Genomic DNA, 24,864 nt, shown 5'->3' with positions numbered 1-24,864 from the left:
CCTGCTGGCGCGCGGGGTCGGCCGCCCCCGGGAACATCAGAGTTATATCGGCAGCGAGGTAAGCGAGCGCTCAGGCGGGTCCGTCCTCGTCCATTAAGAAGGCCGCCGACTCCACCGCGAGCTCGGCCTCGGCGGTGGCCGCGGCGTATTGGAGGCGGCGCATCGAGCGGATCGCGGAGCGGATCTCCTGGAGGTAGCCGCTCGCGGTGTGGCGCTTCTGGAAGTGCGGCTCGGGGAGCGCGGCCGGGTCGACGCCGACGGTGTCGATCGCGCAGCCGTAGGGGAGTCCCATGTGGGCGATCGCGTCGCAGTGCTGGAACGCGGTGTACGGCGCGGAGGTCACCACCAGGACGCTGTCGCCGGGGGCGAGGTCGGCGACCTCGTCGGCCCAGAAGCGGCAGGTGTCGACGGTGTCGGCGCGGCGCCGGTCGGGCATGGAGGACGGCGCGGCGACGGCGCGCACGGTCACCGGCCCGGCGTCGTAGGTCGCGACCTTCCACGAGCGGCCCGGCTCGCGGTGCGGGTCGCCGCCCGCGTCGACGCGCGGTTCGCCCTCGATGCCGAAGGCGCGTTTGAGGCTCGCTTCGATCGCGTCGACCTCGAACGCGCCGCAGTGGAGCCCCGAGAGGGCCGCGGACTCGAGGTCGGCCTCGTTCAGCGGGCGGAAGCCGCCGACGCCGGTGACGTTGTCGGCGGTGATCCCGGAGGCGAGGAGCTCGGCGGCGAAGCGGGTGCGGAACAGGCACGAGCCGACGAGGCCGCCGAGGACGAGGACGTGCGTGTAGTGGTCGAGCCGCGGCTTGAGCTCGGGGCCGAGGCCGAGCGCGATCGCCGCCTCGATGACGGCGAGCTCCTGCTCGGGGTCGAGCGGCTGCGGCGCGGTCTCGTGGCGCTCGCGTCCGGCCCGGAAGTCCCAGTGGACGGCGGAGAACGCTTCGAGGTACGCGAGATCGGTGGCGGTGCCGGCCCCGGGGAGGGAGCCGCCGTAGCGGCGCAGCAGTGCCGCCATCGGCTCCGATCCGACCCAGGCGGCGACGTCGTCGAGGAGGGAGCGGGGGCCGGATTCACGGCCTTCGTAGTGCGGCAATCGCACGGGTGCGAACTCGGGCATGGCTCGTCCGATCTGCGGGTGGAGTCGCGGCCTTGTGAGCCGTGGTGGTGTTGGGGCTCATGCTAATCGGTTACTGCGTGTACTTCTCTGTTCAGACCAGGCGAAACGCCGTGTCGCGGCCCAAACACGCCCCGGCCCGCGGTGGTGTGGCCCCTGGCGCGGCCTGGGGTGGGAGGCCGCGCGTGTGGCCGTGGGTGTTCGGAGAGCGAACAGGTTGCGCCCCTTCCGACCTGAAGGCGCTCCCAGGGTTCTTGATAGTTGCCTCGAAATGATCTTCGGCAAACCTCAGCCGGGAAGCGTGGCGGTGCGCACTTCCGCGAGGAGCTCCCGCATGGCCTCCTCGGCGGCGGCCGCGCGCCCGGCGGCGACGGCGGCGGCGACGGCCTCGTGCAGGTCGAGGGCCGCTCGGACGGGCTGATGGGGCATGAGGCCGAGCCGGGTGCGCCCGCGCAGGACGGCGGCGACGGGGCCGGCGAGCGCGCCGAACATCTCGTTCCCGCTGGCGCGCAAGAGGAGTTCGTGGAACTCGACGTCGCGCTCCATGAACTCGGCGAGGTCGGCGGCCTCGCCGAGGCGGCGCAGCTCGGCGGCGAGCGCGGTGAGGCGGGCGCGCTCGGGCCCGGTGGCGGCGCGGGCGGCCGCGCCGGCGGCGAGGGGTTCGATGGCGAGGCGCAGCTCGGTGAGGGTGCGCAGCTGGGCGTCGCGGCCGGGCCCGGCCAGGCGCCACCAGATGACCTTGGGGTCGAAGACGTTCCAGTCGTCCATGGGCCGCACGGTGATGCCGACGCGGCGCCGGGAGGTGACCATGCCCATCGATTCGAGGACGCGCATGGCCTCGCGGGCGACGGTGCGGGAGACGCCGAAGCGCTCCTGGATGCCGTCGAGGGTGAGCACGCGGCCCTCGGGGAGGGCGCCGGAGGCGATCGCGAGCCCGAGCTCGTCCAGCACGGGGTCGTGGAGGCCCGTCGGGTTTCGCCGCTCGATCATTCCGGCATCCTAACGGGAGCGGGTGGCGCCGAGACATGAAATGGTGTTACCTTTCCGGTCTTCAAGTACTACCTTTCGATGAGGAGGGGCCATGGCGGCGACCAGCCTGGTGGTCATGGGCGTGTCCGGCTCGGGCAAGAGCACCGTCGCGAAGCTGCTCGCGGGCCGGCTCGGCTGGCCGTTCGCCGAGGGCGACGAGTTCCATCCGGAGGCCAACGTCGCCAAGATGCGCGCGGGCGTGCCCCTCACCGACGCCGACCGCGAGCCGTGGCTGCGGACGCTGCGCGACTGGATCGGCGAGCAGGCCGCGGCCGGGAAGTCCACGGTCGTCACCTGCTCGGCCCTGCGCCGCGCCTACCGCGACCTGCTGCGCGAGGCCGACGCCGACGTGCGCTTCGTCCACCTCGACGGCACCCGCGAGCTCATCGCCGAGCGCCTGGCCCACCGCAGCGGCCACTTCATGCCGCCGGCGCTCCTCGACTCCCAGTTCGCGGCCCTCGAACCGCTCGGGCCGGACGAGGCCGGCATCGTGGTCGACGTGGCCGACGCCCCCGAGGACATCGTGGACGCCGTCGTCGCCCGCCTCGACGACTAGCGCAGACGGCGAGGGGAGGCGGGCCCGGCCCGCCTCCCCCCGCCTTGTGCCGCTTTCAGCCGCGGTTCATGCGGCGCACGGCCAGCTCTGCGAGGAGCGCCGCGCCGTCGGCGAGCACCGAGTCGTCGAACGCCGCGCGCGGCGAGTGGTTCGAGGCCGCCTCGCTCGGGTCGTCCTTCACGGTGGCGCCGTAGAACATGTAGCTGCCGGGGACGGCCTCGAGGACCCGCGAGAAGTCCTCCGAGCCCATGACCGGCTCGGGCATCTCCGCGTAGCGGTCCTCGCCGAACAGGTCCTTGACGGTCTCGGCCACGAACGCGGCCTCGTCGGCGTCGTTCACCGTGGCCGGGTATTCGCGGTCGAACCGCACCTCGGCGGTGAGCCCGTGCGCGGCCGCGATGCTCTCGGCCAGCTGCACCGACTCGTTCTCGACCTGCGCGAGCGCCGCCTCCGAGAAGGTGCGCACCGTCGCCTCGAACTTGGCGTTGTCGGGGATGATGTTGTGCCGCGTGCCGGCGTGGAAGGTGCCGACGGTGATCACGATCGGCTCGAACACGCTGAAGCGGCGCGTGATCAGGTTCTGGAGGGCCGTGACGATCTCGGCCGCGACCGGGATCGGGTCGAGCGTGGTGTGCGGGCGCGAGCCGTGCCCGCCCTTGCCGACCACGGTCACGAACAGGCCCGAGGACGCGGCCATCATCGGGCCCGGCTTGGTGGTGAACACGCCGCGCGGCACCATGTCGGAGATGACGTGCAGCCCGTAGGCCGCGTCGACCTTGCGGCCCGCCGCCTCCAGGACGCCCTCGGCGATCATGTGCCCGGCGCCGTCCCAGCCCTCCTCGCCCGGCTGGAACATGAACACCACGTCCCCGGGCAGCTCGGCCTGGTGGGCCGCGAGCAGCTTCGCGGCGCCGACGAGGCCGGCGGTGTGCAGGTCGTGCCCGCAGGCGTGCATGGTGCCCACGTGCCTGGACACGTAGTCGGCGTCGTTCTCCTCGGTCACCGGGAGGGCGTCCATGTCGCCGCGCAGCAGCACCGCGGGGCCGGGCCTGCCGCCGCGGAGGACGGCGGTGACGGCCGTCGAGCTCTGCCCGAGCGTGATCTCGAGCGGGAGTCCCTCGAGCGCTGCGAGGACGGCCGCCTGCGTCTTGGGCAGGTCGAGCCCGATCTCGGGGATCTGGTGGAGTTCGCGGCGCAGCGCGATCAGGTCGCCTTCGATGGCGGCGGCCTCTTCCCGGAAGTCCATGTGCGCTCCTGGCATCTCGGATTCTCAGCTAGCCGGGCGGTCAGTTCGCCTGGTGGACGCAATACTGCCACGCCCCGGCCCGGAACGTGAAGGCGCCGCGGCCGTTCGGCCGCGGCGCCTGCGCACGGGAGCGCGCTAGAACACCGGCGCGCCGTCGCGGGTGAGCACCCAGTCGACCGAGGCGAACTCGGCCGGGTCGAGCGCGCCCTTGGCGGTCACCCACTCGATGATGCGGGTGCGGATCTCGATCGACTCGCTCCACAGCTCCTCGGCGGCCGCCACGTGCGGGAAGTTCCCGCCGCCGTTCGCGCGGTAGTTGTTGACCGCGAACACGAACCGCTGCGCGTCGTCCACGTCCGCGCCCGCGTGCTTCAGGTTCACGATGCGCGAGCCCGGCGCCTTGGCGATGTCGATCTCGTACGTGAAGCCCGAGACGTAGTCGTAGTTGTAGTCCGGGCGCCCGCCCGCGTTCGTGATCGCGTCCGGGGTCACCGCCGCGCCCGCGGCGGTCTGCACGAAGTACTGCGCCGAATACTCGAGGTACTCGCGGATCTGCGCGCCCGTCAGCAGCTTCGCCACCAGCGTGTTGTCGTAGATGTACAGGCCGGAGAGGTCCTTGATCCTGACGTCGCCCTGCGGGATGAGCGAGGTCCGGGAGAACGGCGACGCCTGCGAGACCACCGGCAGGTCCGCGTGCTCGGTCCCGGCCAGCGCCGCCTTCACCGTGTCCTCCTGGACCTTGGTGATGAGGTCGATGATCGGCGCGTCCTTGTAGCGGGCCTCGGCGGTGTCGAGGTCGATGGCGGCCTGGCCGACGACCTGGTTGACGTACGCGACGACCTCGTGGTGCTCATCGGCGAGGATCTCGGTGATGTGCGGGTCCTCCTCGACGGTGTTCGAGTTGCGGACCGAGGCCGAGACGGACTCGACCTTCCACTTGCCGCGCTCCAGGACCAGGTCGAAGTCGAAGAGGGTGAGGCGCTGGCCGTAGCACAGCGGCTCGGAGAGGACGACCTCGCGGCCGTCGGGGCCGGCCACGCGGCTCTCGGGGATCTCGATGTGGGCGTGGCCCACCAGGATCGCGTCGATGCCGGCGACCTGCTCGGCGACGAGCTTGGAGGCGTTCTCGACGCCGAGGCCGGTGGAGGTGTCGTACGCGGAGGTGCCGGAGGTGCCCGAGTGGGCCGAGACGATCACGACGTCGGCGCCGAGGCGCTTGAGCTCGGGCACCCAGTACGCGGCGGTGGACTCGAGGCTGGGGAACTCGAGGACGCCCTCGACGTACGCCTTGTCCCAGATGGTCACGCCGGGCGTGCACAGGCCGAGGATCGCGACCTTGACGTCCTTGCCGCAGGGGGTGCGCAGGCGCTGCATGTGGTAGGGCGGGAAGGCCGGGCGGCCGGTCTCGGCGTCGACGACGTTCGCGCCGAGGATGGGGAACTCGCACTGGGCGTCGAACTTGGCGAGGGTGTCGAGCCCGTAGTTGAACTCGTGGTTGCCCAGGGCCACGGCGTCGTACTCCATGGCGTTCATGGCCTGCGCCATGGGGTGGACGGGGCCGCCCTCGGCGGCGATGGGGTCGACGCGCGCGTAGTAGTAGGCGAGGGGCGTGCCCTGGATGGTGTCGCCGGCGTCGATGAGGATGGTGTTCTCGGCGCCGCGCTCGTCGCGGACCTGCTTGACGAGGGTGGCGACGCGGGCGAGGCCGCGGGTGTTGCCGGCGGCGTCGCTGTAGGCGGCGTCCTTGAAGTAGTCCCAGTTGAAGACGTTGCCGTGGAGGTCGGTCGTGCCCATCACGGTGAAGCTGTAGCGCTTGGCGCCCTTGGCCTCCGCGGGCGCGGCGGCGGTGACGGCGGCCGCGGCCCCGGCGGCCGAGGCGCCGAGGAGGGTTCTGCGGTTGACGTGCATTCGGGGTTCGCTCCTGTTCAAGCACCGGGACAAAACGCGAGGGATGTCTGGAGTATTGCACCTGACCTCGGGTGTCATCCCATGACCCCATCTTGAACGACGGGTGTCGATGCCGCAACGAAATCGGCGCGGCCGGGCGGCGAAGCGGACATTCGCCTGGGTTTCGCCGAAGCCGTTCGCGGCGATAGCATCCGGGGATGATCTGCGTATACGGCGCCGGGAGCGTCGGCTGCTACGTCGGCGGGCGGCTCGCGGCCGCCGGGGCCGAGGTCGTGTTCGTCGGGCGCGAGCGCATCGCCGCGGAGGTGCGCGCGCACGGGCTCGTCGTCACCGGCCTCGACGGCGCCGCCGCGCGCGTGGCGGCCCCGCAGTACGAGACCGATCCGGCCGCCGCGTCCGGGGCCGACCTCGTGCTCGTCACGGTGAAGTCGGCCGCGACCGCCGCGGCCGCGGCGCGGCTGGCGGTCCGGCTGCGGCCCGGCACGCCCGTGGTCAGCCTCCAGAACGGGCTGCGGAACGCCCGCGCGCTGGCGGCCGCCGGCCTCGACGCCGTCCCCGGCATGGTCGCCTTCAACGTCGTCCACCAGGGCGAGGGCCGCTTCCACCGCGGCACGACCGGCGGCCTCGAAGTGCAGGCCCATCCGGGGCTGGAGCCGCACCTGGGCGCGTTCGAGCGCGCCGGCCTGCCGCTCGCGCTGCACGAGGACCTGCTTGGCGTCCAGGCCGGGAAGCTCGTCCTCAACCTGAACAACGCCGTGAACGCCCTCTCGGGCCTGCCGCTGCGCACCGAGCTGTCGCAGCGGGCCTACCGGCGCGTCCTCGCCGCCGCGCAGCGCGAGGCCCTCGCGGTGTTCAAGGCCGCCGGGATCGAGCCGGCGAAGGCCGCCGGGGTCGCGCCGCGGCTCCTGCCGCTCCTCCTGGGCCTGCCCGACGCGCTCTTCGTCCGGGTCGCGGCCCGGATGCTCGCGATCGACCCGCACGCCCGCTCCTCCACTTGGGAGGACCTCGAGTCCGGTCGTCCCACCGAAGTGGACTACCTGAACGGCGAGATCGCTTCGCTCGCCGCCGAACACGGCCTCGCCGCGCCCGTGAACGAGCGCCTGACCGCCCTCGTGCACGAGGCCGAGGCCGGGGGCCGGCGCGACTGGAGCGGCCCCGAACTGCTCGCGGCCATCGCGCGCCCTGCTTGAGGGCACCCGTTCAAGGCAGCGCCATCTCCGGTTCACTCTCGTTGGCTAGCTTGACATCTGCACCAACGGCAACACCACGGAGGACGATTGTGCGCACGCCAGAAGAGATCATGCAGGACCTCGAGTCCCGCGTGGCCGTCATCCAGGAGCGGGCCGGGCGCGCCGAGGAGCTCCTCGCCGACTCCGCCGTCACGCTCGCCGACGAGGACGAGCTCGTCACCGTCACCGTCAACGCCGGAGGCAACCTCACCGGCCTGCGCTTCTCGCCCCAGGCGCGCGGCCTCTCCGGCACCGGCCTCGCCGACCTGGTCCTCCAGGTCTACAACCAGGCCCTGGAGGAGTCCGGCCGCAAGACCGCCGAGATCATGTCCACGCTCCTCGGCGAGGACTCCGAGGCCATGAGCGTCATCACCGGCTTCACCTCGCCCCGGACGGAGTCCTAGATGGTCAAGGTCGATCCCCAGACGCTCCGCGACCACGCCTCGCGCCTCGTCAACGGCCCCATGCCGACGGTCGTCCAGGCCGCCGACGCGGCCAAGACCGTGCGCCTGGGCGACGTGAACGCCTACGGCATCTTCTTCGCGCAGCTGATCCCGCCCGCGCTCGACCTGTTCCTCGACGACGGCTCCGAGACCCTCGACTCGATCGACGACCTCGGCACCGGGTTCACCATGGCGCTCCAGGCGACCGCGCAGCAGTACCAGACCGTGGACGAAGAGGTCGCCGCGATCTTCGACGCCCTCCAGAAGGAGCTCGACCGGTGAACGCGAACCCCCTCATCGAGGGCGAGACCCCGACGACGTTCCCGCAGAGCGCCAAGATCTTCTACGGCATCAGCAAGGCCGGCCAGGCCTACGGGAACGCGATCACCCAGGGCCAGGTCGACGTCGGCGACATCGCCTCCTCGACGTTCTCCCTCGGCCTCGACGTGCTCTCGTTCGTCTCCAACCCCTTCAAGCACCTCGTGCAGGCCGGCGTCTCCTGGCTGTTCGAGCACATCTCGTTCCTGCGCGAACCCCTCGACCTGCTCGCCGGGAACCCCAACGCCATCGAGGGCCTGGCGCTGACCTGGAACAACATCTCGATGGCGCTGCACGACGCGGCCACTGCCTGGGACGCCGAGCTCCAGACCGCCACCGACTGGGAGGGCGCGGACGCCGACGCGTACCGCCAGAGCGCCGCGGCCTTCGGCGGGGTCATCGCGGGCGCGGCCGACGGCGCCAAGTGGACGGCGAACCTCATCACCGGCGCGGGCGTCATCGTCGCGATCTTCCGCACCATGTTCCTGGAGATCATCTCCAACTTCATCGCCGAGGCGATCCTGTGGATCCTCTCCGCGCTCGCCACGGCCGGGTTCACCTTCGGCGCCACCGTGGCCGCCGCGGTGGCGCGCGTGGTCTCCAAGGCCGTCTCCGTCTTCGCCAGCCTCGTCGGCAAGCTCGGCCAGCTCACGTCGAAGCTCGGCCGCTGGGTCGCGTCCCTGCGCAAGTTCGGCGCCGAGTCGACCGGCCTGAAGAAGGCCCTCGACGGCGCCACCGACCACATGCTCAAGGGCGTCTCGACGGGCCTCATGCGCGGCGGCGGCAAGATCATGGACGGCGCCCAGAGCGCGCGGAACTTCTCGAACGTGCCGCTCATGAAGTCGCTCGACCCGCTCAAGAACAGTTGGAAGAACCCGATCGACAAGATGAAGACCGTCAAGTACACCGGGAACTCGACGGCCCAGGGCGAGAACATGATCAGCCAGATGGAGCAGGAGCGCGCCGCCAACGGCGGCCCGTGACGCCCCGCGACCGCACCCCCGGCCGGGGCCCCTCGCGGGCCCCGGCCCCTCCTTCCCTCAGCGCCCCTTGGGGAGCGTGAGCCGGAACCGGCAGCCTTCGCCCCCGTCGAGGAGCGCGACGTCGCCGCCGTGCGCCTGCGCGATCTGGCGCGCGATCGGCAGCCCGAGCCCGGTGCCCGGCGCGGACTCGCCGCGCCAGAACCGCTCGAACACGCGCTCGCGGTCGGCCTCGGGGATGCCCGGGCCCTCGTCGGACACCGTGAGCGACACCGCATCCGGGCCCGCGGCGACCTCCACCACCACGTCCGTCCCCTCTGGAGCGTGCTTGACGGCGTTCCCGACGAGGTTCGCCACCGCGCGCCGCACGCTCGGGCCGTCCACCGCGGCATCCGCGGCCGCATCGCCGGTCACGACCACCGGCGCGGGCGCGAACTCCGCGGCGACCTCCCGCGCCAGCGCCGCCAGGTCCACCGGCCGGCGGTCGATCACGCGGGCCCGCCCGCGCGCGTCCACGAGCAGCTCGTCCACGACGTCGCGCAGCCGGTGCGCGGCGCCGCGGCTGCGCTCCAGGCCCTCCCGGTACAGCTCAAGGTCCGGTTCGGGGTGGGCGAGCACCACGTCGGCGCCGGTGATGAGCACCGCGAGCGGCGTGCGCAGCTCGTGGCTGGCCTCCTCGATGAGCTGCCGCTGCACCGCCGCCGAGCGTTCGAGGCGGTCGAGCATCGAGTCGAACGCGGCCGCGAGCGCGACGGCCTCCGTCGTCCCCTGCGCGCTGCCGACGCGCAGGCCGAGGTCGGTGCCCTCGATCCGCTCGGCGGCGGCGCGGACCCGCGCGAAGGGCCGCACCGCCCGGCCGGCCCACCACCACGCGAGCGCGGCGGTGGCCGGCAGGAGCAGGACCACCGTGAGGACCGCCCAGCCGGAGGGGACGATCCCGGTGCGGGAGACGGTGCGCTCGACCCCGTCGGCGCCGACCTCGCCGTAGGACTCCTGGTTGATCGCGGTGACCGCGAAGACCAGGACCACCGGCAGGTAGCTGGCGAGGAACCCGGTGAGCGCCAAGCGGACGCGCAGCGACTTGAACACGGTCACCTCGCCTCCAGCCGGTAGCCGACGCCGGTCACCGTCGCGATGGGACCGGGCTCGCCGAGCTTGCGGCGCAGGCGGCTGAGGATGACCCGCACCGAGGCGGTGAACGGGTCGGCCTGCGCGTCCCACACGTGCTCCAGAAGGTCCTCAGTGGACAGGGTCTCGCCGGGGTGGTGCATGAAGTAGCGGAGCATCGAGAACTCCCTCGCGGTCAGTTCGAGCGCGGTCCCGCCGCGCCAGGCCCGGTGCGCGGCGGCGTCCAGGCGCAGGTCGCCGACCTCCAGGACGGCGTCGCGCACGTCGGCGCGGCGCGCCAGGGCCCGCAGCCGGGCGGCGAGCTCGGCGAAGCTGAACGGCTTGACCAGGTAGTCGTCGGCGCCGGAGTCGAGCCCGGCCACCCGGTCGTCGACCGCGTCGCGGGCGGTGAGCACGAGGACCCGCCGGGGCCGGCGCAGGTGCGGGTCGGACCCGAGCCGCCGCAGCAGCTCCAGGCCGTCGCCGTCCGGCAGCCCCAGGTCGAGGCAGGCCACGTCGAAGTCGTTGGCGCACAGCAGCTCCTCGGCCTCGGCGACCGAGGCCGCGAGGTCGACCGCGTACGCCTCGTTGCGCAGGCCCAGCGCGATCACCGGGCCCAGGTCGCGGTCGTCCTCGACCAGCAGAATCCGCACTCCGGCTCCTCTCAGTCCCGGGCGGCGGCGGCCTCGCCGGCCGGGCCGGCGACGGTCATCAGGTCCGCCTCGAAGACGACCCGCACGCCTTCCTCGACGCCGAACAGGTCGCGCCGGTACTCGCCGGCGCCGGTCGGGACCAGCCTAAACGTCGGCGGGTCGGCGTCGATGGCAAGGGCGCCGACGCCGCCGTGCTCGTCGAGGGCGTACCAGGCGAGCACCGGGCCCGACGCGGTCGCGAGCTCGACGTAGGTGCGCAGCTCGTCCTCGCCGGCCGTCCCGGCGAGCTCGACGCCCTCCACGGCCCCGAGCTCCGCCTCGATCGCCTCCAGCTCCTCCCGGCCGATCGCGGTCTCGCCGTTGAGGAGCGCGAGCACGGCCTCCTCGTGCGCGGCGACGTCCTCGGGCGCGAAGTCGGGGGAGGCGAACATGGCGGCCACCGCGTCGGCGCCCGCGGCGGCGACGTCGAGGCCGTCCTCGGCCGCGGTCACGGTGTACGTGCCGCCGGTGTCGAGCGTGTAGACGCCCTCCAGGGCCGCCAGCTCCTCGGGGTCGGCCTCGATGCGCGGCTCGGGCAGCGGGACCGGCTCGCCGGCCGCGACGGCGGGCACGATGAGCTCGGCGAGCTGCCCGGCGTTGATCCGCTCGGTGTTCGAGGTGACCGCGATGCTCACGCCCTGCTCGGGCAGCCAGGCGGCGACGGCGTTGTGCCCGGTGTCCCCGCCGCCGCCCGAGGCGGTGACGAGCGGGGTGCCGAAGACCTCGGCGCCGACCGCGACCCAGCCGGGGATCTCGGCGGTGCCGTCGCCGTAGTCGAAGCGGGTGGACTCCAGGACCTCGACGGCCGCGGGGTCGATGACCTCGCCTTCGAACAGCGCCCGCGTCCACTCGGCGAGCTCGCCGGTGGTCATCGCGAGGTCCCCGTTGCCGTCGAGCGCCCAGTGCGGGCCCGCGAACCCGCCGTTCTCGGTCGCGGGCGCGCCGTCGACCTCGCCGACCGCGCGCGGCCCGGGCGCGGCGGGCTCGCCGTCCCAGAACCCGCCGATCCGCTCGCCGCCGATGGTGAGGACCTCGGCGGCCATGTGGTCGCGGTAGGAGCCGGTGACCTCGTCGACGATGAGCGCCAGCAGCGTGTACCCGGCGTTGGAGTACATGAAGTCGCTGCCGGGCTCGAACGCCGATTCCAGCTCGCTCAGGTCCGCGATCGCCGCGTCCCGCTCGAGCGGCCGGTGGTCGCCGTCGCCGTGGTCGCCCGCGAGGCCGCTGGTGTGCAGCAGGAGCTGCTCGACGGTGGCGTCGGCGGCCGGGCCCGACAGGCCCGGCAGGAGCGCGCCGGCGGTGTCGTCCAGGGACAGCGCGCCCTCGTGCGCGAGGCCGAGGACGGCGGCCGCGGTGAAGCCCTTGCTCACCGAGCCGATGGCGAACACCGTCTCGTCGGTGTTCGGCGCGGTCCCGTCCGCGCTGCCGAACGCGGCCCGGCACTCCTGGCCGCCGCCGCTGATCGCGACCGCGCCGGCCCACCCGGCCTCGGCCCACTGCCCGAGGGCGCTCACCAGGTCCGGGTCGCAGTCCGCCGGCGACCCGCTCGGGCCGCCCTCCTCGACGGACGTGCACCCCGCGGCCAGCAGGGCGGCCGCGATCATCGCTGAAACTCGTCTCATGCCCCGGACCGTAGGCGCCGCGGTGTAAACCGGGGTTGAACGAGCGGGCCCCCGCTGCCGCCCGGCCCCGACGATCCCGGTAGAAATTCATATCCTTCGATGGATTGCGTTTGAAAGCGGATTCCGACTACACTGCCCGAAGGCAAATGAATCGATTCACTTCAATACATCTATGACTGCGCACCGTGTCGACCCGGCATGCACGCGGTGCGCCGACCGCCGCCCCGGCGGCCTCCACCCTCACCTCTCGACACGCGGAGCCATCATGCGCACCATCCGAAACCGGCGGCTGCGGAGCCTCTCGCTCCTGGCGGCGGCGGCCCTCGCGGCCACCACCGCCGCGACCGTCTGGGGCGTCGCCGACGCCGCCACCGTCCGCTACGAGGCCGAGACCTCCCCGGCGACCTGCGCCGGCACGATCGACTCGAACCACGCCGGGTACTCCGGCAGCGGGTTCTGCAACTCCAGCAACGCCGTCGGCGCGGCACTCCAGTTCACCGTCAACGCCCCCAGCGCCGGGACCGCGAGCCTCGCGATCCGCTACGCGCACGGCGGCACCGACACCCGCTCGGCCGACATCGCCGTCAACGGCGCCACCGTCCAGGCCGCGAGCGCGTTCCCCGCGACCGGCGCGTGGACCGCCTGGTCGACCAAGACCGTCAGCGTCCAGCTCAACGCCGGGTCCAACACGGTCCGGCTCGCCGCCGCCACCGCGGCCGGGCTCGCGAACATCGACTACCTCGAGGTCACCGACGGCGCGCCGCCGCAGCAGCACGGCCGCTACCAGGTCGAGGAGCTCACCCGCGGCGTCACCGTCGTGCCCTCGGGCGGCGGGAGCCTCGTCTCCTGGCGCCTCCTCGGCACCGACCCGTCGAACATCGCGTTCAACGTGTACCGCAACGGGACCCTGCTCAACGCCTCGCCGCTCACCGGCGCCACCAACTACCTCGACTCCGGCTCGGGCGCCTACACCGTGGCCCCGGTCGTCAACGGCGCCGTGGGCGCCCAGGTCGCGGCCGAGGCCGCCTTCAACTCCAGCGGCTACCGCGACCTGCCGCTCCAGCGCCCGGCCGGCGGCACCACGCCCTCCGGCGAGTCGTTCACCTACGAGGCCAACGACATGAGCGTGGGCGACCTCGACGGCGACGGCCGGTACGAGTACCTCGTCAAGTGGTACCCCTCGAACGCGAAGGACAACTCGCAGTCCGGGTACACCGGGAACACGCTCATCGACGCCTACGAGCTCGACGGCACCCGGCTGTGGCGGATCGACCTCGGCCGCAACATCCGCTCGGGCGCGCACTACACGCAGTTCCAGGTGTACGACTACGACTCGGACGGCCGGGCCGAGATCGCGATGAAGACCGCCGACGCGACGGTCTCCGGCACCGGGCAGGTCATCGGCTCCGCCACCGCCGACCACCGCAACTCCTCGGGCTACGTCCTCACCGGACCGGAGTACCTGACGGTCTTCAACGGCCAGACCGGGGCCGCGATGGACACCGTGACCTACAACCCGCCGCGCGGCACGGTCTCCTCCTGGGGCGACAACTACGGCAACCGGGTCGACCGGTTCCTCGCCGGCACGGCCTATCTCGACGGCGCCACGCCGTCGATGATCTTCGCGCGCGGCTACTACACGCGCTCGGTGATCTGGGCGGTGGACTGGAACGGCACCGACCTCACCACCCGCTGGACGTTCGACTCGAACTCGGCGGGCGGCCAGTACGCCGGCCAAGGGGCGCACAGCCTCTCGATCGCGGACCTGAACGGCGACGGGAACCAGGACGTCGTCTACGGCGCCATGGCCGTCGGCGCGAACGGGCAGGCGCTGTGGAACACCGGCTTCGGGCACGGCGACGCGCTGCACGTCTCGGACTTCGTGCCCGGCCGCGCCGGCCAGGAGGTGTTCATGGTCCACGAGTCGAGCAGCCAGCCGTCCTCGCACCTGAACGGCTCGAACGGCCAGATCCTGTTCCAGACCGGGGCGAGCGGCGACAACGGCCGCGGCGTGGCCGCGAACGTCCTCGCCTCCAACCCCGGCGCCGAATACTGGTCCTCGAACGTCTCGGGCCTGCTGAACGCCTCGGGCGCGAACATCGGATCGAAGCCCGCCTCGATCAACTTCCTGTCGTGGTGGGACGGCGACGGCGAGCGCGAACTGCTCGACGGCACCGCGATCACCAACTACCCGTCGGGGACGCTCCTGTCGGGCTCGGGGGTGCTGTCGAGCAACGGCACCAAGGCCACGCCGGCGCTGTCGGCGGACCTGTTCGGCGACTGGCGCGAAGAGGTCGTCTGGCGCACCGGCGACTCCTCCGCGCTGCGGATCTACGCCACGCCGCACCAGACGAACCTGCGCATCGCCACACTCATGCACGACGTGCAGTACCGGGTCGCGATCGCCTGGCAGAACACCGCCTACAACCAGCCGCCGCACCCGTCGTTCTACATCGGATCGGACGTGACGGCCTACCCGTGGCCTGACGTCCACACCCCCTGACCCGATGCGGGCCCGAGGCTCCGGCGCCCTTCCCGGAGCCTCGGGCGCTCAGGCGCCGCGGACCTTATCGGAAAGCGTTATCCAGCGCTAGTCCCACCTTCGGTCTGCCACCAAAGGCGCAGTCGCCCTTCCGAAGATCGATCCTGCGAACGAAGCGCGCCCGCCCCCCGCGTCCCTACGCTCGCACCATGGACCTCGCCATGGCCGCCTCGCTGGCCGCTCTCGCCCTCATCGACTCGACGAGCTTCGGGACGCTGCTCATCCCGATCTGGCTGCTCCTGGCCCCCGGCCGCGTCAAGGCCGGCCGGATGCTCGTCTACCTCGGCACGATCGCCGTGTTCTACTTCGCCGTCGGCATGCTCATCGTCCTCGGCGCGACCGCGTTCGTCGACGACCTCGGCGCGCTCCTCGACACCCGGCCCGCGATGTGGGCCCAGCTCGCCGTCGGCGTCGGCCTCGTGATCCTCAGCTTCCGCTTCGACTCCAAGAAGTCCAAGGAAGGCGGCGGCCGCATGGGCCGCTGGCGCGAGCGCGCCCTCGGCGTCGAGACCGCCGGCACCACCCGCACCCGCACCAGCGCCCTCCCGCTCGTCGGCCTCGCCCTCGGCGCGGCCACCCTGGAGGTCGCCACGATGCTCCCGTACCTCGCGGCCATCGGCATCGTCACCGCCTCCGGCATCGGCCCGGCCGCCACCACCGCCACCATGGCCGGCTACTGCCTCGTCATGGTCCTGCCCGCCCTGGCCCTCCTGACGGCCCGCCTCGTCGCCCGCAACGCCGTCGAACCCCTCCTGGTCCGCATCAACGACTGGATGACCAGGAACGCCGCCTCCACCACCGGCTGGATCGTCGGCATCGTCGGCTTCCTCGTGGCCCGAGACGCCGCCTGGCGCCTCGGCCTCCTCGAACAGCTCCTCAACCGCTGACCCGGGCCGGGAGGGGCGTGGGGCGGTTCACCTTGTGCTGGAAGTTAGCGTTGCCTAATATTCGGTGAACGTCCGCGTCCCCCAGACAGGAACTCATGAGGCTGCCCGTCCTGCTCCAGGCCCCCGCCGATCCCATTCCGGTGCGGCCCATCCGTATCGATGCCGACACCACGCCCAGGCGGCTGACGCTGCGGGTGATGGCCGCCGCGCCCCGGCAGATCTGGCCGGCGTCGATCCTGCTGGTCATGCACCAGATCGGCGAATCGCTCGTGCCGGTCATCATGGGCTTCGCCATCGACCAGGCCGTCGCCACCGGCGACCCCGTGCGGCTCGCCCTGTGCGTCGCCCTCCTCGGGGCCGACTTCGCGCTGCTCAGCTACAGCTACCGGTTCGGCTCCCGCTTCGGCCTGCTCGGGATCGAGGCCGTCCAGCACCGCCTGCGGACCCTCGTCGCCGACCGGCTCCTCGACCCCAAGGGCGTCAAGGGCCGCGCCGGGCTCCCCGGCGTCTCGCTCTCCATCGCCTCCTCCGACGTCACCAACCTCGCGCGGGCCGTGTCGATCGTGCCCTGGCCCGCGGGCGAACTCGCCGCCGTCCTGCTGTGCGGCACCGTGCTCATGGTCCTGTCCTGGGAACTCGGCCTCATCGTGCTCCTGGGCGTGCCGCTGCTGCTGTTCATCATGGACCGCGCGGGCGGCCCGCTGCGCCGCCGCAGCCACGACCAGTCCGCGCTCGCGGGCGAGGCCTCCGGCAAGGCCGCCGACCTCCTCGCCGGGTACCGGGTCCTCTCCGGCCTCGGCGCCCAGGCCGCCGCCGCCGACCGGTACCGCAAGGCCAGCCGCGACGCCCTCGACGGCAGCCTCCACGCCGCCGGCGCCCAAGGCGTCTACACCGGCTCCATGAACCTCGCCTCCGGCCTGTTCGTCGCCGGGCTCGCGCTCGTCGCCGGCCTCCGCGCCTGGAACGGCGACCTCACCATCGGCCAGCTCATCACCGTCGTCGGCCTCACCCAGTTCATCATGGGCCCCTTGGGCACCCTCGCCAAGAACGCCGGCACCGTCTGGGCCGCCGCCCTCGCCTCCGCCGAGCGCGTCCTCTCGATCCTCCAGCTCCCGCCCCACGACGCCGCCCACGGCACCGCGATCCCCGAACCCGGCGACGGCAAGCTCAGCCTCGCGGGCGTGCGCACCGCAAACCTCGACGGCCTCGACCTCGACGTCGCCCCCGGCGAATGCGTCGGCCTCCGCGCCGCCCCCGCCGCCGCTGCCGACCTCGCCGCGCTCCTCTCCGCCTCCGCCGAACCCGACGCCGGGACCGTCACCTGGCAGGGCCGGCCCTTCAGCGAGTACGACCTCGAAGCGCTCCGCCGCACCGTCCTCGTCGTCCCGCACCACGCCGCCCTCTTCGACGGCACCATCCTCGACAACGTCGGCCTCCTCACCGCCGACCGCGCCGCCGTCGACAAGGCCCTCGACGCCGCCGACTGCGCCGAGATCATCGACGCCGCCCCCGACGGCCTCCAGACCGAGGTCGGCGAGGACGGCCTCCGCCTCTCCGGCGGCCAGCGCCAGCGCATCGCCCTCGCCCGGGCCCTCGCCCAGGAGCCCCCGCTCCTGGTCCTCCAGGACCCGACGACCGCCGTCGACTCGGTCACCGAGTCGCGCATCGCCGAGCGCCTCCGCGAGGCCCGCGGCACCCGCTCGACCCTGCTCATCACCGACGCCCCCGCGCTCCTCGCCGTCTGCGACCGCGTCGTCGACCTCCGCACGCCCGACCTCCCCGAGGAGACCGCATGAGCGACGACACCCGCGAGACCCTCCCGCTCGCCACCGCCGCCCAGGTCCGCTCCGAGGTCCGCCTCGCCCTCAAGGGCGGCACGTGGAAGGTCGTCGGCGTCGTCGTCCTCCTCACCCTCGGCGCCACCGCCGGCCTCGCCACCCCCTGGGCCCTCGGCGACCTCGTCGACGTCGTCGCCGAATCCCAAGGCGCCGAACGCATCTGGCTCCTCGCCGCCACCATCGCCGCCGGGGCCCTGTTCGCCGCGCTCTTCGACGGCCTCGGCCAGGTCGGCGCCACCCGCCTCGTCGAGCGCGTCCTCGCCTCCACCCGCGAGCGCATGGTCGCCCGCGGCCTCGCCCTCCCGCGCGCCGCCCTCGAACGCGCCGGCGCCGGCGACCTCGTCTCCCGCGCGGGCGACGACGTCGCCGTCATCGCCGAGTCCGCCCCGCTCGTCGTCCCCGCCGTCACCGGCTCGGCCTTCACGATCGCGACCACCGTCGTCGGCATCGCCGTCCTCGACTGGCGCTTCGCGGTCACCGCGCTCGTCCTCGTCATCCCCGTCTACGTCTGGACGCTGCGCTGGCACCGCCGCAACGCCCCGCAGGTGTACGAGGCCGAGCGCGCCGCCATGGCCACCCGCGCCCAGCACCTCCTCGCCTCCCTGCGCGGCATCGAGACCGTCCACGCCTTCGGCCTCGCCCGCCCCCACGGCAAGCGCATCCTCCTCGCCTCCTGGGCCGTCAGCATCTGGTCCGTACGCGCCCGCACGATCATCAACGGCTTCTTCGCCCGCATCAACCTCGCCGAGTTCCTCGGCATGAGCTCGATCCTCGTCGTCGGCTTCTGGCTGGTGCGCGAAGGCCAGGGCAGCGTCGGCGCGGCCACCACCGCGATGCTGTTCTTCCTGCGCCTCTTCGGCCCCATCAACGAGCTCATGTTCGTCGTCGACGAGCTCCAGTCCTCGCTCGCCTCCATGCGCCGTATCGTGGGCGTCATCCACGCCGACGAGTACACCGCCGCCGAACGCCCGCAGCCGCAGGACGCCGCCGCCGACGCCTCCGGCATCCGCTTCGAGTACGTCCCCGGCCACCCCGTGCTCGACGGCGTCTCGCTGCGCATCGGCCCCACCGAGACCGTCGCCCTCGTCGGCTCCTCCGGCGCCGGGAAGTCCACGCTCGCCGCGATCGTCGCCGGCGTCCTCGACCCCGCCGCGGGCCGGGTCGCGGGCACGGCCGCCCTCGTCACCCAGGAGGTCCACGTCTTCGACGGGACCCTCCGCGAGAACCTCGACCTCGTCAAGCCCGGCGCGAGCGACGCCGAACTCGAAGCGGCCCTGCGCCGCGTCGGCGCCGAATCGCTCCTGAACCTCCCCGAGGGCCTCGACACCGGCATCGGCGACCGCGGCACCGAGCTCACCCCCGCGCAGGCGCAGTCGCTCGCGCTCGCCCGCGTCGTGCTCCTCGACCCGCCCCTCGCGGTCCTCGACGAGGCCACGTCTGAAGCGGGCAGCGCCGACTCGGCGGCCCTTGACCACGCCTCCGCGGCCGCCCTCGACGGCCGCGCCGGCCTCCTCGTCGCGCACCGCCTCGACCAGGCCGCCCGCGCCGACCGCATCGTGGTGATGGAGAAGGGCCGCATCGTGGAAGAAGGCGCCCACGACGACCTCGCAGCGGCCGACGGCCCGTACGCCCGCGCCTGGAGCCTGTGGACGAAGGGCCGCTCCTGACCGACGCCCCGGTGCGCCTGCGGCGGGGCCGCGCGAGCCCTCGCGCGGCCGCGCGGCTTGCGGCCGGGGGCCATACTCCGGTCATGCGACCCCTGATCCCGACCGCGCTTTTCGCGCTGGCCCTGACCGGCTGCACCGCAACGGAACCCGAACCGGGCTGGGAGGTCACGGTCTACTACACCGCCGTCGAGTCCTTCCACGACGGCGCGCCGGTCGCGGTCACCGGGTGCCCCACGATCGAGTGCGAGGGCGGTGACGACCCCCTCGGCAGCTACCCGGAGGACTTCGTGCAGGCCGTCGAGGACGAGGGCACCGGCCGCATCACCAGCGGCGAGCACGCGGGGGACTACCTCAACTGGTCCTACGACACCGGCTATTGGCTCGACACCGAGCCGCGCAATTCGCACGGCGACCCCTTGCGGCCCTTCGTCTCCGCCGCCGCCGACCCCGATGTGCTCCCGGAAGGCACCCGCCTGCGCATCGCCGACTGCGGCGACGCCGAGGACGTCACCGCCGAGGTGTGCGAGGAGCTTCAAGCCGCCGACTGGATCATCGAGGACGAGTTCACCCCCGGCCTCGGCGGCGAACACCACATCGACGTCTACCTGGGAGAAGAGGACCAGGCCGACTTCACCGAGACCGACTGGTACACCACGCTCGTCAACGCCCGCATCGAGTTCCCCTGACGTGGCCGAACGGGCACGGCCGAGGGGCGCCTCTACCGCGATGACTTATCGCCACCCCCAGACCGGGTGCCGAGCCTTGCACACTCTGTCTAAGCGTGTCGCCGCGACGAGGAACGCCGTCCAGTCGGCGGCCGAGGTCTCCAGGATCGGGGAGGACTCCCCGAGCTTGGTGTCCCGGACCTGGGCCACACCCTCGTGAGCGCGGGCTTCGACGCAGGCACCACCTTGGCCATTGCTGCGCGAGGACTTCTTCCACCGCGCTTCGAGGCACTGGCCCCCTTGGCCATTACTGCGCGAAGACTTCTTCCAGTTTTCGGTCAGCATCGCTGGTCTCCACTCATGTCAGCCGCTCGGCCATCGCGAGCGTGTCCGAGAATATGGCACCGACCCGATCCGTGGGCGGGATGTAACGCCCAACGGCCCCCGGTGACGCGGGGGCCGTCGGTCTTAATTCTGCCTAAGCGTGTCGCCGCAGCGAGGAACGCCGTCCAGTCGGCGGCCGAGGTCTCCAGGATCGGGGAGGACTCCCCGAGCTTGGTGTCCCGGACCTGGGCCACGCCCTGGTGAGCGCGGGCTTCGACGCAGGCGCCACCCTGGTTGTTGCTCTGTGAGGACTTCTTCCACCGTGCCTCAAGGCAGGCGCCACCCTGGCTGTTGCTTCGGGAGGACTTCTTCCATTCGTCTGTCAGCATCGCTGGTCTCCACTCATCTCAGCCGCTCCGTCATCGCGAGCATGTCTGAGAATATGGCACTGACCCGGTCCGTGGGCGTGGATGTAACGCCGGTTGGAAGCCGAACGGCCCCCGGTGACGCGGGGGCCGTTGGTCTTGCACTCCGTCTAAGCGTGTCGCCGCAGCGAGGAGCGCCGTCCAGTCGGCGGCCGAAGCCTCCAGGATCGGGGAGGACTCCCCGAGCTTGGTGTCCCGGACCTGGGCCACACCCGAGTGGGCGCGGGCTTCGACGCAGGCGCCACCTTGATTACCGCTGCGGGAGGACTTCTTCCAGTTTTCTGTCAGCATTGCTGGTCTCCACTCATCTCAGCCGCTCGGCTACTGCGAGCGTGTCTGAGAATACGGCACGCACCCGGTCGATTTCCTTCTTGGTCGCCTCGTAGTGCGCGCCGAAGGGACCTTCGTGGTACGCCACATCGCGCTCCTCTCCAACCTCGAACCCGATGATCATGTAGGGCCCTTCCATTGAGGGGTGAAAGCCATGCGGCGGCAGAAGGTAAACCTCGACATTCGCTCGCCTGTTGTCTTCCTGGAGCTGCTCTAGCTGGTCGTCGTAGACATCAGTCCCTTGCATCAAGTCGAGCGACTGCTGAGATTGAATCACCCTCAGCTTTGCCGGATTTGCGCTCTCCAGAACTGCCTCGCGGCGCTTGGCGCGAAGGTCGAGAGACGCTTCGATTTGTGTCAGCGTCAACTGGCCCCCGGTTTCCATGATGGCGCGGCCGTAGGCACGAGTCTGCAAGAGGCCCGTGACATAGGTGTCCTCGAAGATGTCGATCGAAGTCGCCAGCGGCTCAAGCTGTCGCAGCCGTTCGAACCATCTTGGCCCGTTGGACCGCCAGGTGTTAGACGAGCCCATCCGGATCTGCTTGGCCTTCGCTTCGGCCTCGGAGATCACGTACTCCGGCGCGCCGTACTTCCGGAGGAGCCAGCCGACGATCATCGGCTCCATGTACTGGAGCTTCCCAGTCTCGTATGAGCCGATGATGTCCTTTGTGGTTCCGATGTCGTATGCGGCCGCCTCCCGGCTGGTGTAGCCAGCTCTGATGCGCCAGCGAGTGAGGAGATTGCTGAGGTCGTCGTGCAAGAACCCTGCGCCCATGCGCATATTTTTCCAGTGTCGAATTCGTGGATGTCAAGCGCGAACCAAGGTGGAATTTCCACCAAGAATTCCACTTGGCCTGCCCGCCAGGATATTTCGGGCTGGAAGTCGTCGCTGACCTGCGCTTATGTTGGTCTTCACTGGTGGCTGAGAGGAGCTGTCCAATGGCTGACAAGGAAGTGCGGCGCGGTTCATTCGCCAAAGACGGATCGTGGTTCGACGTCTGCGCCTCGAACGCGGTCGCGCCCGAGGCGATGCGCGTCTACCCCGCAGGCGACCGGACCACCATCGCGCTCGTCGTCTCCGGCCTCAATTCCGGTGACCTGAAAGCGAGTTGGGGAAGCGGCTGGGGTGCCTACCCCGAGGAGTGGCGCGAGGAGTTCGAGGAACTGGCCTATCGCGCCTACGTCTCCCGCGACACCAGGCCGCGCCCCACACCGCGCGCCACACCGCGACCGGATCGTGTTGTGCGGGTGTGCAATGGCTAGTTCGACCGTGCCCGATGAGGACCCGTACAACCTCAGATCCGATGGGAAGCCCGGAATCGACGGCTACATCGGCGACTTCATCCGCGGCCCCGCCGTCTTCACGCTCTACTGCCTCGGCTCGCATCCGGCCGACCCCGCCAAGACCACCGAGTACCTGCTCGATGTGGACGACGGGGCCGGGCCCCGCGAGTGCTGCCGCTTCACCGACGAGGCCGAGCCCGTGACCGAGTGGGCCCCGACCTGGCGGGGCGACCCCTGGTGCCCGGACCTCTTGAAGCGCTGCAAGGAACTCGTCGCCGAACACGGGAAAGGCGACGAGGGCTCGGCGCGCTGGCGTCCGAGCGATTAGACCCGGCAGGGCGCGTCCCCCCAGGACCGCGCCCCGCCTCCCGCGCTCCCGCCGGCGGGCCTTCCCGCGCCGGCGAGGGAGCGCGAGAACCGAGCCAATGGTGGATGGCTCGGTCGGGGTCCCGCTGCATTCACTCGGCAGCTGGGACCAGGGCCGCGGCCTGCGGTGACGAGCAGGCCGCGGCCCTCTGCGCATCCCGGCCGCGATTCGGGCGGGAGGGGTCCCGGCCGGTCGGCGGTACAAAGGCGTTCCAGCGCAACGCGTCGGTGCACCACCGGCGACCCGCCCCGAGGAGCCCGCCATGACCAACCTGCCCCGAGAGGCGATCCCCAGCCTGCGCCGCATGCCCGGGACCGTGATCGCCGCGATCGTGCTCCTCAGCTTGAACGCCCTGTTCAGCCTGTTGAGCGGCCTGACCTGGCTCGCCCTCAGCCTCGTCCTCGGGGGCGTCCTCTTGGCCGGCGGCATTTTGTCGGTGGTGTTGATCGTGGGCCTGTCCCGCCGCAAGCGGTGGGCCCGAACCGCCGGGCTGGTCTTCGCCGCCGTCCTGACCGCGTTCTTCTTCGTCGAGGCCATGCGGACCGTCGGCACGGACCCGTCGAGCACCTCCGCGCTGTGGTTCTACTGGCTGCTGGTCTTCGTGTCCCTCTACCGGCGCAACACGATGCACTGGTGCGACGGCGGCGGCCCGGCGCAGACCCCGATCGCGGCCGCGGAGCGCGGGACGCCGAAGACCGAAGACGACGAAGCGTGAAAGGAACCGCCATGAGAACCGCCCTGTCCGCCGCAGCCGCCGCGGCGCTCCTCCTCACCGCCGCCTGCGGTGCCGAGGAGTCGCCGCCGAACATCGCCGGGGAGTACGTCGAGTCGAACGACGTGAAGAACGACGTGTACCCGACCGCGTCGACCGCCGAGGACCGGATGGCGAACCTCGCGTCGATGGGGCCGCCCGAGCAGATCATCGGCAGCCTGTTCTTCCCGGCCCCGTGCGCGGAGACGGACATCGAGGAGTGCTCGCCGGGCACCGACGCCTACGAGGCGATCGAGGACTTCGCGGGCAGCGATCCCGAGTTCTTCATGCGCTTCCTCCTCGTCAGGTACGAGGACACGAGCCTGGAGTTGATGCCCGTGTACGTGGCCCGGGACGGCGACGGCGAGACCGCGCTCATCGACATCGAAGGCGGGCGCTACGAGGACCTGGACGACTTCCGGCAGTCCAACGACCTGTTCGGCTCCGGCGACTGGATCATGACGGCGAAGGACATCACCGACGTCGAGGCCGACATCGACGTCGTCACGGTCACCGGCCGCACCGCCCCCGCGTGGATGCCGTGGCTCGTCGGCGCCGGCGCGGCCGCTGTCTTGGCCCTCGCCGCCGCGATCCTGGTCCGCAAGTTGCGGCACCGGGCCGGACCCGAATAGTCGCGCCGGTCGCTGCCGCTCGCCCCGCAGCGACCGGCGCCGCCCCTCCGGCAGCCCCGGTGACCTGGCCTCCCGCTCCACCTGGGCCGCTTCTGGACCGTGGCCGAGACGGCACCGGATGTGTAGGATGACATCCCGGCACATCAGTGAGGGAACATCATGGCGCAGTCGACTCCGGGGAGCCCGTTCGCGGACCTCCTCAAGCAGACCTTGGAGCTGTCCAAGCAGGTACAGGAGAGCCAGGACGCCGCCGCCGACGCCGAACCCGTGGTCGTCGAGCGCGCCGAAGGCCAGATCCAGGTCACCGCCAAGACCAACACCGAGATCGCGATCTACCTCAACCCGATCGCCTTCCGCATGGGCTCGGAGATCCTCGCCCAGGAGCTCGCCGCCGCGGTCAACGAATCGCTCACCACCCTCAAGGACCGCCAGCTCAGCGTCGGCAACCTCGACCTCGAAGCCGTCAACCAGCAGGTCGAGGAGATCAGCAGCCAGGCCACCGCGCAGCTCACCAACTTCATGGACGGCCTCATGCGCGCCCACACGGCCGCGGGCGAGGCCGAGCAGAGCCGGAAGGAGTAGCCGTGGCCGGCGGCATGCAGATCGACCCCGACCTCCTGGAGGACATCGGCACCAAGCTCGGCGCCCTCGGCGGCGAGTTCGCCACGATCGCCCAGGACTTCGTCGCGACCATGGAGGGCCTCTCCGAGGCGTACGGCTCCGACGAGACCGGCGGCCTCATCCTCGCCATCCACCAGGACATCCTGACCGCGTTCCAGGAATGCCTCCAGGACGCGAGCGCCGACATCGAGGCCGGGGCCCAGACCCTCGCCGACATCGGCGCCACCACCCGCGAACTCGACGACGCGGTCGCCAGCGCCTTCAGCGACATCCTCGGCGAGCTGGGGGCCTGA

At 71.7% G+C, this 24,864-nt stretch carries 27 protein-coding genes; 16 read left to right on the top strand and 11 right to left on the bottom strand.

The window, feature by feature from the left end:
* Window positions 1-70: 70 nt before the first annotated feature.
* Both EIW28_RS03215 and EIW28_RS03210 read right to left on the bottom strand, forming a co-directional pair.
* The gene (locus tag EIW28_RS03215) at window positions 71-1,111 is read right to left on the bottom strand and encodes a hypothetical protein (protein ID WP_197717037.1); all 1,041 of its coding nucleotides are present in this window, start codon (window positions 1,109-1,111) and stop codon (window positions 71-73) included.
* A 285-nt stretch (window positions 1,112-1,396) separates the two neighbouring features.
* The gene (locus EIW28_RS03210; protein WP_125246258.1) at window positions 1,397-2,098 is read right to left on the bottom strand and encodes a FadR/GntR family transcriptional regulator; all 702 of its coding nucleotides are present in this window, start codon (window positions 2,096-2,098) and stop codon (window positions 1,397-1,399) included.
* 91 nt (window positions 2,099-2,189) lie between these two features.
* On the opposite strand from EIW28_RS03210, the gene EIW28_RS03205 reads away from it, so the two are divergent.
* Window positions 2,190-2,693 carry a gluconokinase gene (locus EIW28_RS03205; protein ID WP_125246257.1) on the top strand — a complete coding sequence of 168 codons (504 nt, stop codon included), beginning with the start codon at window positions 2,190-2,192 and terminating at the stop codon, window positions 2,691-2,693.
* 55 nt (window positions 2,694-2,748) lie between these two features.
* On the opposite strand, the gene EIW28_RS03200 is transcribed toward EIW28_RS03205, so the two are convergent.
* Together EIW28_RS03200 and EIW28_RS03195 are read right to left on the bottom strand one after the other, a co-directional pair.
* Window positions 2,749-3,939 (bottom strand): M20 metallopeptidase family protein, encoded by a 1,191-nt coding sequence (locus EIW28_RS03200; RefSeq protein WP_125246256.1) that lies wholly within the window; start codon window positions 3,937-3,939, stop codon window positions 2,749-2,751.
* 135 nt (window positions 3,940-4,074) lie between these two features.
* The gene (locus tag EIW28_RS03195) at window positions 4,075-5,847 is read right to left on the bottom strand and encodes a bifunctional metallophosphatase/5'-nucleotidase (RefSeq protein WP_125246255.1); all 1,773 of its coding nucleotides are present in this window, start codon (window positions 5,845-5,847) and stop codon (window positions 4,075-4,077) included.
* A gap of 197 nt (window positions 5,848-6,044) precedes the next feature.
* On the opposite strand from EIW28_RS03195, the gene EIW28_RS03190 reads away from it, so the two are divergent.
* The 4 genes from EIW28_RS03190 to EIW28_RS03175 all read left to right on the top strand — a co-directional run bounded on the left by EIW28_RS03190 (window position 6,045) and on the right by EIW28_RS03175 (window position 8,820).
* Window positions 6,045-7,037, top strand: a complete 993-nt coding sequence (locus tag EIW28_RS03190) for a 2-dehydropantoate 2-reductase (protein ID WP_125246254.1) — start codon at window positions 6,045-6,047, stop codon at window positions 7,035-7,037.
* An 89-nt stretch (window positions 7,038-7,126) separates the two neighbouring features.
* Window positions 7,127-7,480: a YbaB/EbfC family nucleoid-associated protein gene (locus EIW28_RS03185; protein ID WP_125246253.1), complete on the top strand. Its 354-nt coding sequence runs from the start codon at window positions 7,127-7,129 to the stop codon at window positions 7,478-7,480.
* Entirely contained in the window at window positions 7,481-7,801 is a 321-nt protein-coding gene (locus EIW28_RS03180) for a type VII secretion target (RefSeq protein ID WP_125246252.1), read from the top strand.
* Window positions 7,798-8,820, top strand: coding sequence for a hypothetical protein (locus tag EIW28_RS03175; RefSeq protein WP_125246251.1), 1,023 nt, complete (start codon window positions 7,798-7,800; stop codon window positions 8,818-8,820). Before EIW28_RS03180 ends, EIW28_RS03175 begins: the two co-directional genes overlap by 4 nt.
* 57 nt (window positions 8,821-8,877) lie before the next feature.
* Here EIW28_RS03175 and EIW28_RS03170 read toward each other — a convergent pair whose 3' ends face one another.
* From EIW28_RS03170 to EIW28_RS03160, 3 genes are read right to left on the bottom strand one after another with little or no spacing between them, the layout of a single operon-like run.
* Window positions 8,878-9,912 carry a HAMP domain-containing sensor histidine kinase gene (locus tag EIW28_RS03170; RefSeq protein WP_125246250.1) on the bottom strand — a complete coding sequence of 345 codons (1,035 nt, stop codon included), beginning with the start codon at window positions 9,910-9,912 and terminating at the stop codon, window positions 8,878-8,880.
* Window positions 9,909-10,577 (bottom strand): response regulator, encoded by a 669-nt coding sequence (locus tag EIW28_RS03165; protein ID WP_125246249.1) that lies wholly within the window; start codon window positions 10,575-10,577, stop codon window positions 9,909-9,911. The genes EIW28_RS03170 and EIW28_RS03165 overlap by 4 nt, the downstream gene beginning before the upstream one ends.
* An 11-nt stretch (window positions 10,578-10,588) precedes the next feature.
* Window positions 10,589-12,238, bottom strand: coding sequence for a serine hydrolase domain-containing protein (locus EIW28_RS03160; protein WP_125246248.1), 1,650 nt, complete (start codon window positions 12,236-12,238; stop codon window positions 10,589-10,591).
* Window positions 12,239-12,503: 265 nt separating this feature from the next.
* Between EIW28_RS03160 and EIW28_RS03155 the strand changes: the two genes are divergently transcribed.
* The 5 genes from EIW28_RS03155 to EIW28_RS03135 all read left to right on the top strand — a co-directional run bounded on the left by EIW28_RS03155 (window position 12,504) and on the right by EIW28_RS03135 (window position 19,858).
* Window positions 12,504-14,741 (top strand): rhamnogalacturonan lyase family protein, encoded by a 2,238-nt coding sequence (locus tag EIW28_RS03155; protein WP_125246247.1) that lies wholly within the window; start codon window positions 12,504-12,506, stop codon window positions 14,739-14,741.
* A gap of 188 nt (window positions 14,742-14,929) precedes the next feature.
* Window positions 14,930-15,667, top strand: a complete 738-nt coding sequence (locus tag EIW28_RS03150; RefSeq protein ID WP_125246246.1) for a GAP family protein — start codon at window positions 14,930-14,932, stop codon at window positions 15,665-15,667.
* Between the two features lie 95 nt (window positions 15,668-15,762).
* Window positions 15,763-17,463 carry an ABC transporter ATP-binding protein gene (locus EIW28_RS03145; protein ID WP_125246245.1) on the top strand — a complete coding sequence of 567 codons (1,701 nt, stop codon included), beginning with the start codon at window positions 15,763-15,765 and terminating at the stop codon, window positions 17,461-17,463.
* On the top strand, window positions 17,460-19,172 hold the full coding sequence (locus EIW28_RS03140) for an ABC transporter ATP-binding protein (protein WP_125246244.1): 1,713 nt from the start codon (window positions 17,460-17,462) through the stop codon (window positions 19,170-19,172). Before EIW28_RS03145 ends, EIW28_RS03140 begins: the two co-directional genes overlap by 4 nt.
* Before the next feature lie 83 nt (window positions 19,173-19,255).
* Window positions 19,256-19,858 carry an RlpA-like double-psi beta-barrel domain-containing protein gene (locus EIW28_RS03135; protein WP_197717036.1) on the top strand — a complete coding sequence of 201 codons (603 nt, stop codon included), beginning with the start codon at window positions 19,256-19,258 and terminating at the stop codon, window positions 19,856-19,858.
* A 45-nt stretch (window positions 19,859-19,903) separates the two neighbouring features.
* Here EIW28_RS03135 and EIW28_RS03130 read toward each other — a convergent pair whose 3' ends face one another.
* The 4 genes from EIW28_RS03130 to EIW28_RS03115 are packed head-to-tail and all read right to left on the bottom strand — an operon-like array spanning window position 19,904 to window position 21,691.
* Window positions 19,904-20,182: a DUF397 domain-containing protein gene (locus EIW28_RS03130; RefSeq protein WP_125246243.1), complete on the bottom strand. Its 279-nt coding sequence runs from the start codon at window positions 20,180-20,182 to the stop codon at window positions 19,904-19,906.
* Window positions 20,176-20,550, bottom strand: a complete 375-nt coding sequence (locus EIW28_RS03125) for a DUF397 domain-containing protein (RefSeq protein WP_125246242.1) — start codon at window positions 20,548-20,550, stop codon at window positions 20,176-20,178. Before EIW28_RS03125 ends, EIW28_RS03130 begins: the two co-directional genes overlap by 7 nt.
* A gap of 30 nt (window positions 20,551-20,580) precedes the next feature.
* Window positions 20,581-20,877: a DUF397 domain-containing protein gene (locus EIW28_RS03120; RefSeq protein WP_125246241.1), complete on the bottom strand. Its 297-nt coding sequence runs from the start codon at window positions 20,875-20,877 to the stop codon at window positions 20,581-20,583.
* Window positions 20,878-20,890: 13 nt separating this feature from the next.
* Entirely contained in the window at window positions 20,891-21,691 is an 801-nt protein-coding gene (locus tag EIW28_RS03115) for a helix-turn-helix domain-containing protein (RefSeq protein ID WP_125246240.1), read from the bottom strand.
* Between the two features lie 164 nt (window positions 21,692-21,855).
* Between EIW28_RS03115 and EIW28_RS03110 the strand changes: the two genes are divergently transcribed.
* The 6 genes from EIW28_RS03110 (at window position 21,856) to EIW28_RS03085 (ending at window position 24,864) form a co-directional block, all read left to right on the top strand.
* On the top strand, window positions 21,856-22,179 hold the full coding sequence (locus EIW28_RS03110) for a hypothetical protein (protein ID WP_125246239.1): 324 nt from the start codon (window positions 21,856-21,858) through the stop codon (window positions 22,177-22,179).
* The gene (locus EIW28_RS03105; RefSeq protein WP_125246238.1) at window positions 22,172-22,528 is read left to right on the top strand and encodes a hypothetical protein; all 357 of its coding nucleotides are present in this window, start codon (window positions 22,172-22,174) and stop codon (window positions 22,526-22,528) included. Before EIW28_RS03110 ends, EIW28_RS03105 begins: the two co-directional genes overlap by 8 nt.
* A gap of 301 nt (window positions 22,529-22,829) precedes the next feature.
* Window positions 22,830-23,282: a hypothetical protein gene (locus EIW28_RS03100; protein WP_125246237.1), complete on the top strand. Its 453-nt coding sequence runs from the start codon at window positions 22,830-22,832 to the stop codon at window positions 23,280-23,282.
* 11 nt (window positions 23,283-23,293) lie between these two features.
* The gene (locus EIW28_RS03095) at window positions 23,294-23,950 is read left to right on the top strand and encodes a hypothetical protein (protein ID WP_125246236.1); all 657 of its coding nucleotides are present in this window, start codon (window positions 23,294-23,296) and stop codon (window positions 23,948-23,950) included.
* A gap of 159 nt (window positions 23,951-24,109) precedes the next feature.
* On the top strand, window positions 24,110-24,532 hold the full coding sequence (locus EIW28_RS03090; RefSeq protein WP_125246235.1) for a hypothetical protein: 423 nt from the start codon (window positions 24,110-24,112) through the stop codon (window positions 24,530-24,532).
* 2 nt (window positions 24,533-24,534) lie between these two features.
* Window positions 24,535-24,864 (top strand): hypothetical protein, encoded by a 330-nt coding sequence (locus tag EIW28_RS03085; protein ID WP_125246234.1) that lies wholly within the window; start codon window positions 24,535-24,537, stop codon window positions 24,862-24,864.

Origin of the sequence: Glycomyces terrestris, from assembly GCF_003933745.1 — a bacterium.
Taxonomy (GTDB): Bacteria; Actinomycetota; Actinomycetes; order Mycobacteriales; family Micromonosporaceae; genus Glycomyces; species Glycomyces terrestris.
This window is presented reverse-complemented; position numbering and strand designations above follow the sequence as displayed.

Coding starts and splice junctions, on each gene's coding strand:
- EIW28_RS03120 (WP_125246241.1), bottom strand. CDS start 20,877: ATGCTGACAGAAAACTGGAAGAAGTCCTCCCGCAGCGGTAATCAAGGT.
- EIW28_RS03095 (WP_125246236.1), top strand. CDS start 23,294: ATGAGAACCGCCCTGTCCGCCGCAGCCGCCGCGGCGCTCCTCCTCACC.
- EIW28_RS03190 (WP_125246254.1), top strand. CDS start 6,045: ATGATCTGCGTATACGGCGCCGGGAGCGTCGGCTGCTACGTCGGCGGG.
- EIW28_RS03090 (WP_125246235.1), top strand. CDS start 24,110: ATGGCGCAGTCGACTCCGGGGAGCCCGTTCGCGGACCTCCTCAAGCAG.
- EIW28_RS03200 (WP_125246256.1), bottom strand. CDS start 3,939: ATGGACTTCCGGGAAGAGGCCGCCGCCATCGAAGGCGACCTGATCGCG.
- EIW28_RS03130 (WP_125246243.1), bottom strand. CDS start 20,182: ATGCTGACCGAAAACTGGAAGAAGTCTTCGCGCAGTAATGGCCAAGGG.
- EIW28_RS03115 (WP_125246240.1), bottom strand. CDS start 21,691: ATGGGCGCAGGGTTCTTGCACGACGACCTCAGCAATCTCCTCACTCGC.
- EIW28_RS03215 (WP_197717037.1), bottom strand. CDS start 1,111: ATGCCCGAGTTCGCACCCGTGCGATTGCCGCACTACGAAGGCCGTGAA.
- EIW28_RS03195 (WP_125246255.1), bottom strand. CDS start 5,847: ATGCACGTCAACCGCAGAACCCTCCTCGGCGCCTCGGCCGCCGGGGCC.
- EIW28_RS03180 (WP_125246252.1), top strand. CDS start 7,481: ATGGTCAAGGTCGATCCCCAGACGCTCCGCGACCACGCCTCGCGCCTC.
- EIW28_RS03105 (WP_125246238.1), top strand. CDS start 22,172: ATGGCTAGTTCGACCGTGCCCGATGAGGACCCGTACAACCTCAGATCC.
- EIW28_RS03145 (WP_125246245.1), top strand. CDS start 15,763: ATGAGGCTGCCCGTCCTGCTCCAGGCCCCCGCCGATCCCATTCCGGTG.
- EIW28_RS03160 (WP_125246248.1), bottom strand. CDS start 12,238: ATGAGACGAGTTTCAGCGATGATCGCGGCCGCCCTGCTGGCCGCGGGG.
- EIW28_RS03155 (WP_125246247.1), top strand. CDS start 12,504: ATGCGCACCATCCGAAACCGGCGGCTGCGGAGCCTCTCGCTCCTGGCG.
- EIW28_RS03140 (WP_125246244.1), top strand. CDS start 17,460: ATGAGCGACGACACCCGCGAGACCCTCCCGCTCGCCACCGCCGCCCAG.
- EIW28_RS03110 (WP_125246239.1), top strand. CDS start 21,856: ATGGCTGACAAGGAAGTGCGGCGCGGTTCATTCGCCAAAGACGGATCG.
- EIW28_RS03100 (WP_125246237.1), top strand. CDS start 22,830: ATGACCAACCTGCCCCGAGAGGCGATCCCCAGCCTGCGCCGCATGCCC.
- EIW28_RS03150 (WP_125246246.1), top strand. CDS start 14,930: ATGGACCTCGCCATGGCCGCCTCGCTGGCCGCTCTCGCCCTCATCGAC.
- EIW28_RS03135 (WP_197717036.1), top strand. CDS start 19,256: ATGCGACCCCTGATCCCGACCGCGCTTTTCGCGCTGGCCCTGACCGGC.
- EIW28_RS03125 (WP_125246242.1), bottom strand. CDS start 20,550: ATGCTGACAGACGAATGGAAGAAGTCCTCCCGAAGCAACAGCCAGGGT.
- EIW28_RS03205 (WP_125246257.1), top strand. CDS start 2,190: ATGGCGGCGACCAGCCTGGTGGTCATGGGCGTGTCCGGCTCGGGCAAG.
- EIW28_RS03210 (WP_125246258.1), bottom strand. CDS start 2,098: ATGATCGAGCGGCGAAACCCGACGGGCCTCCACGACCCCGTGCTGGAC.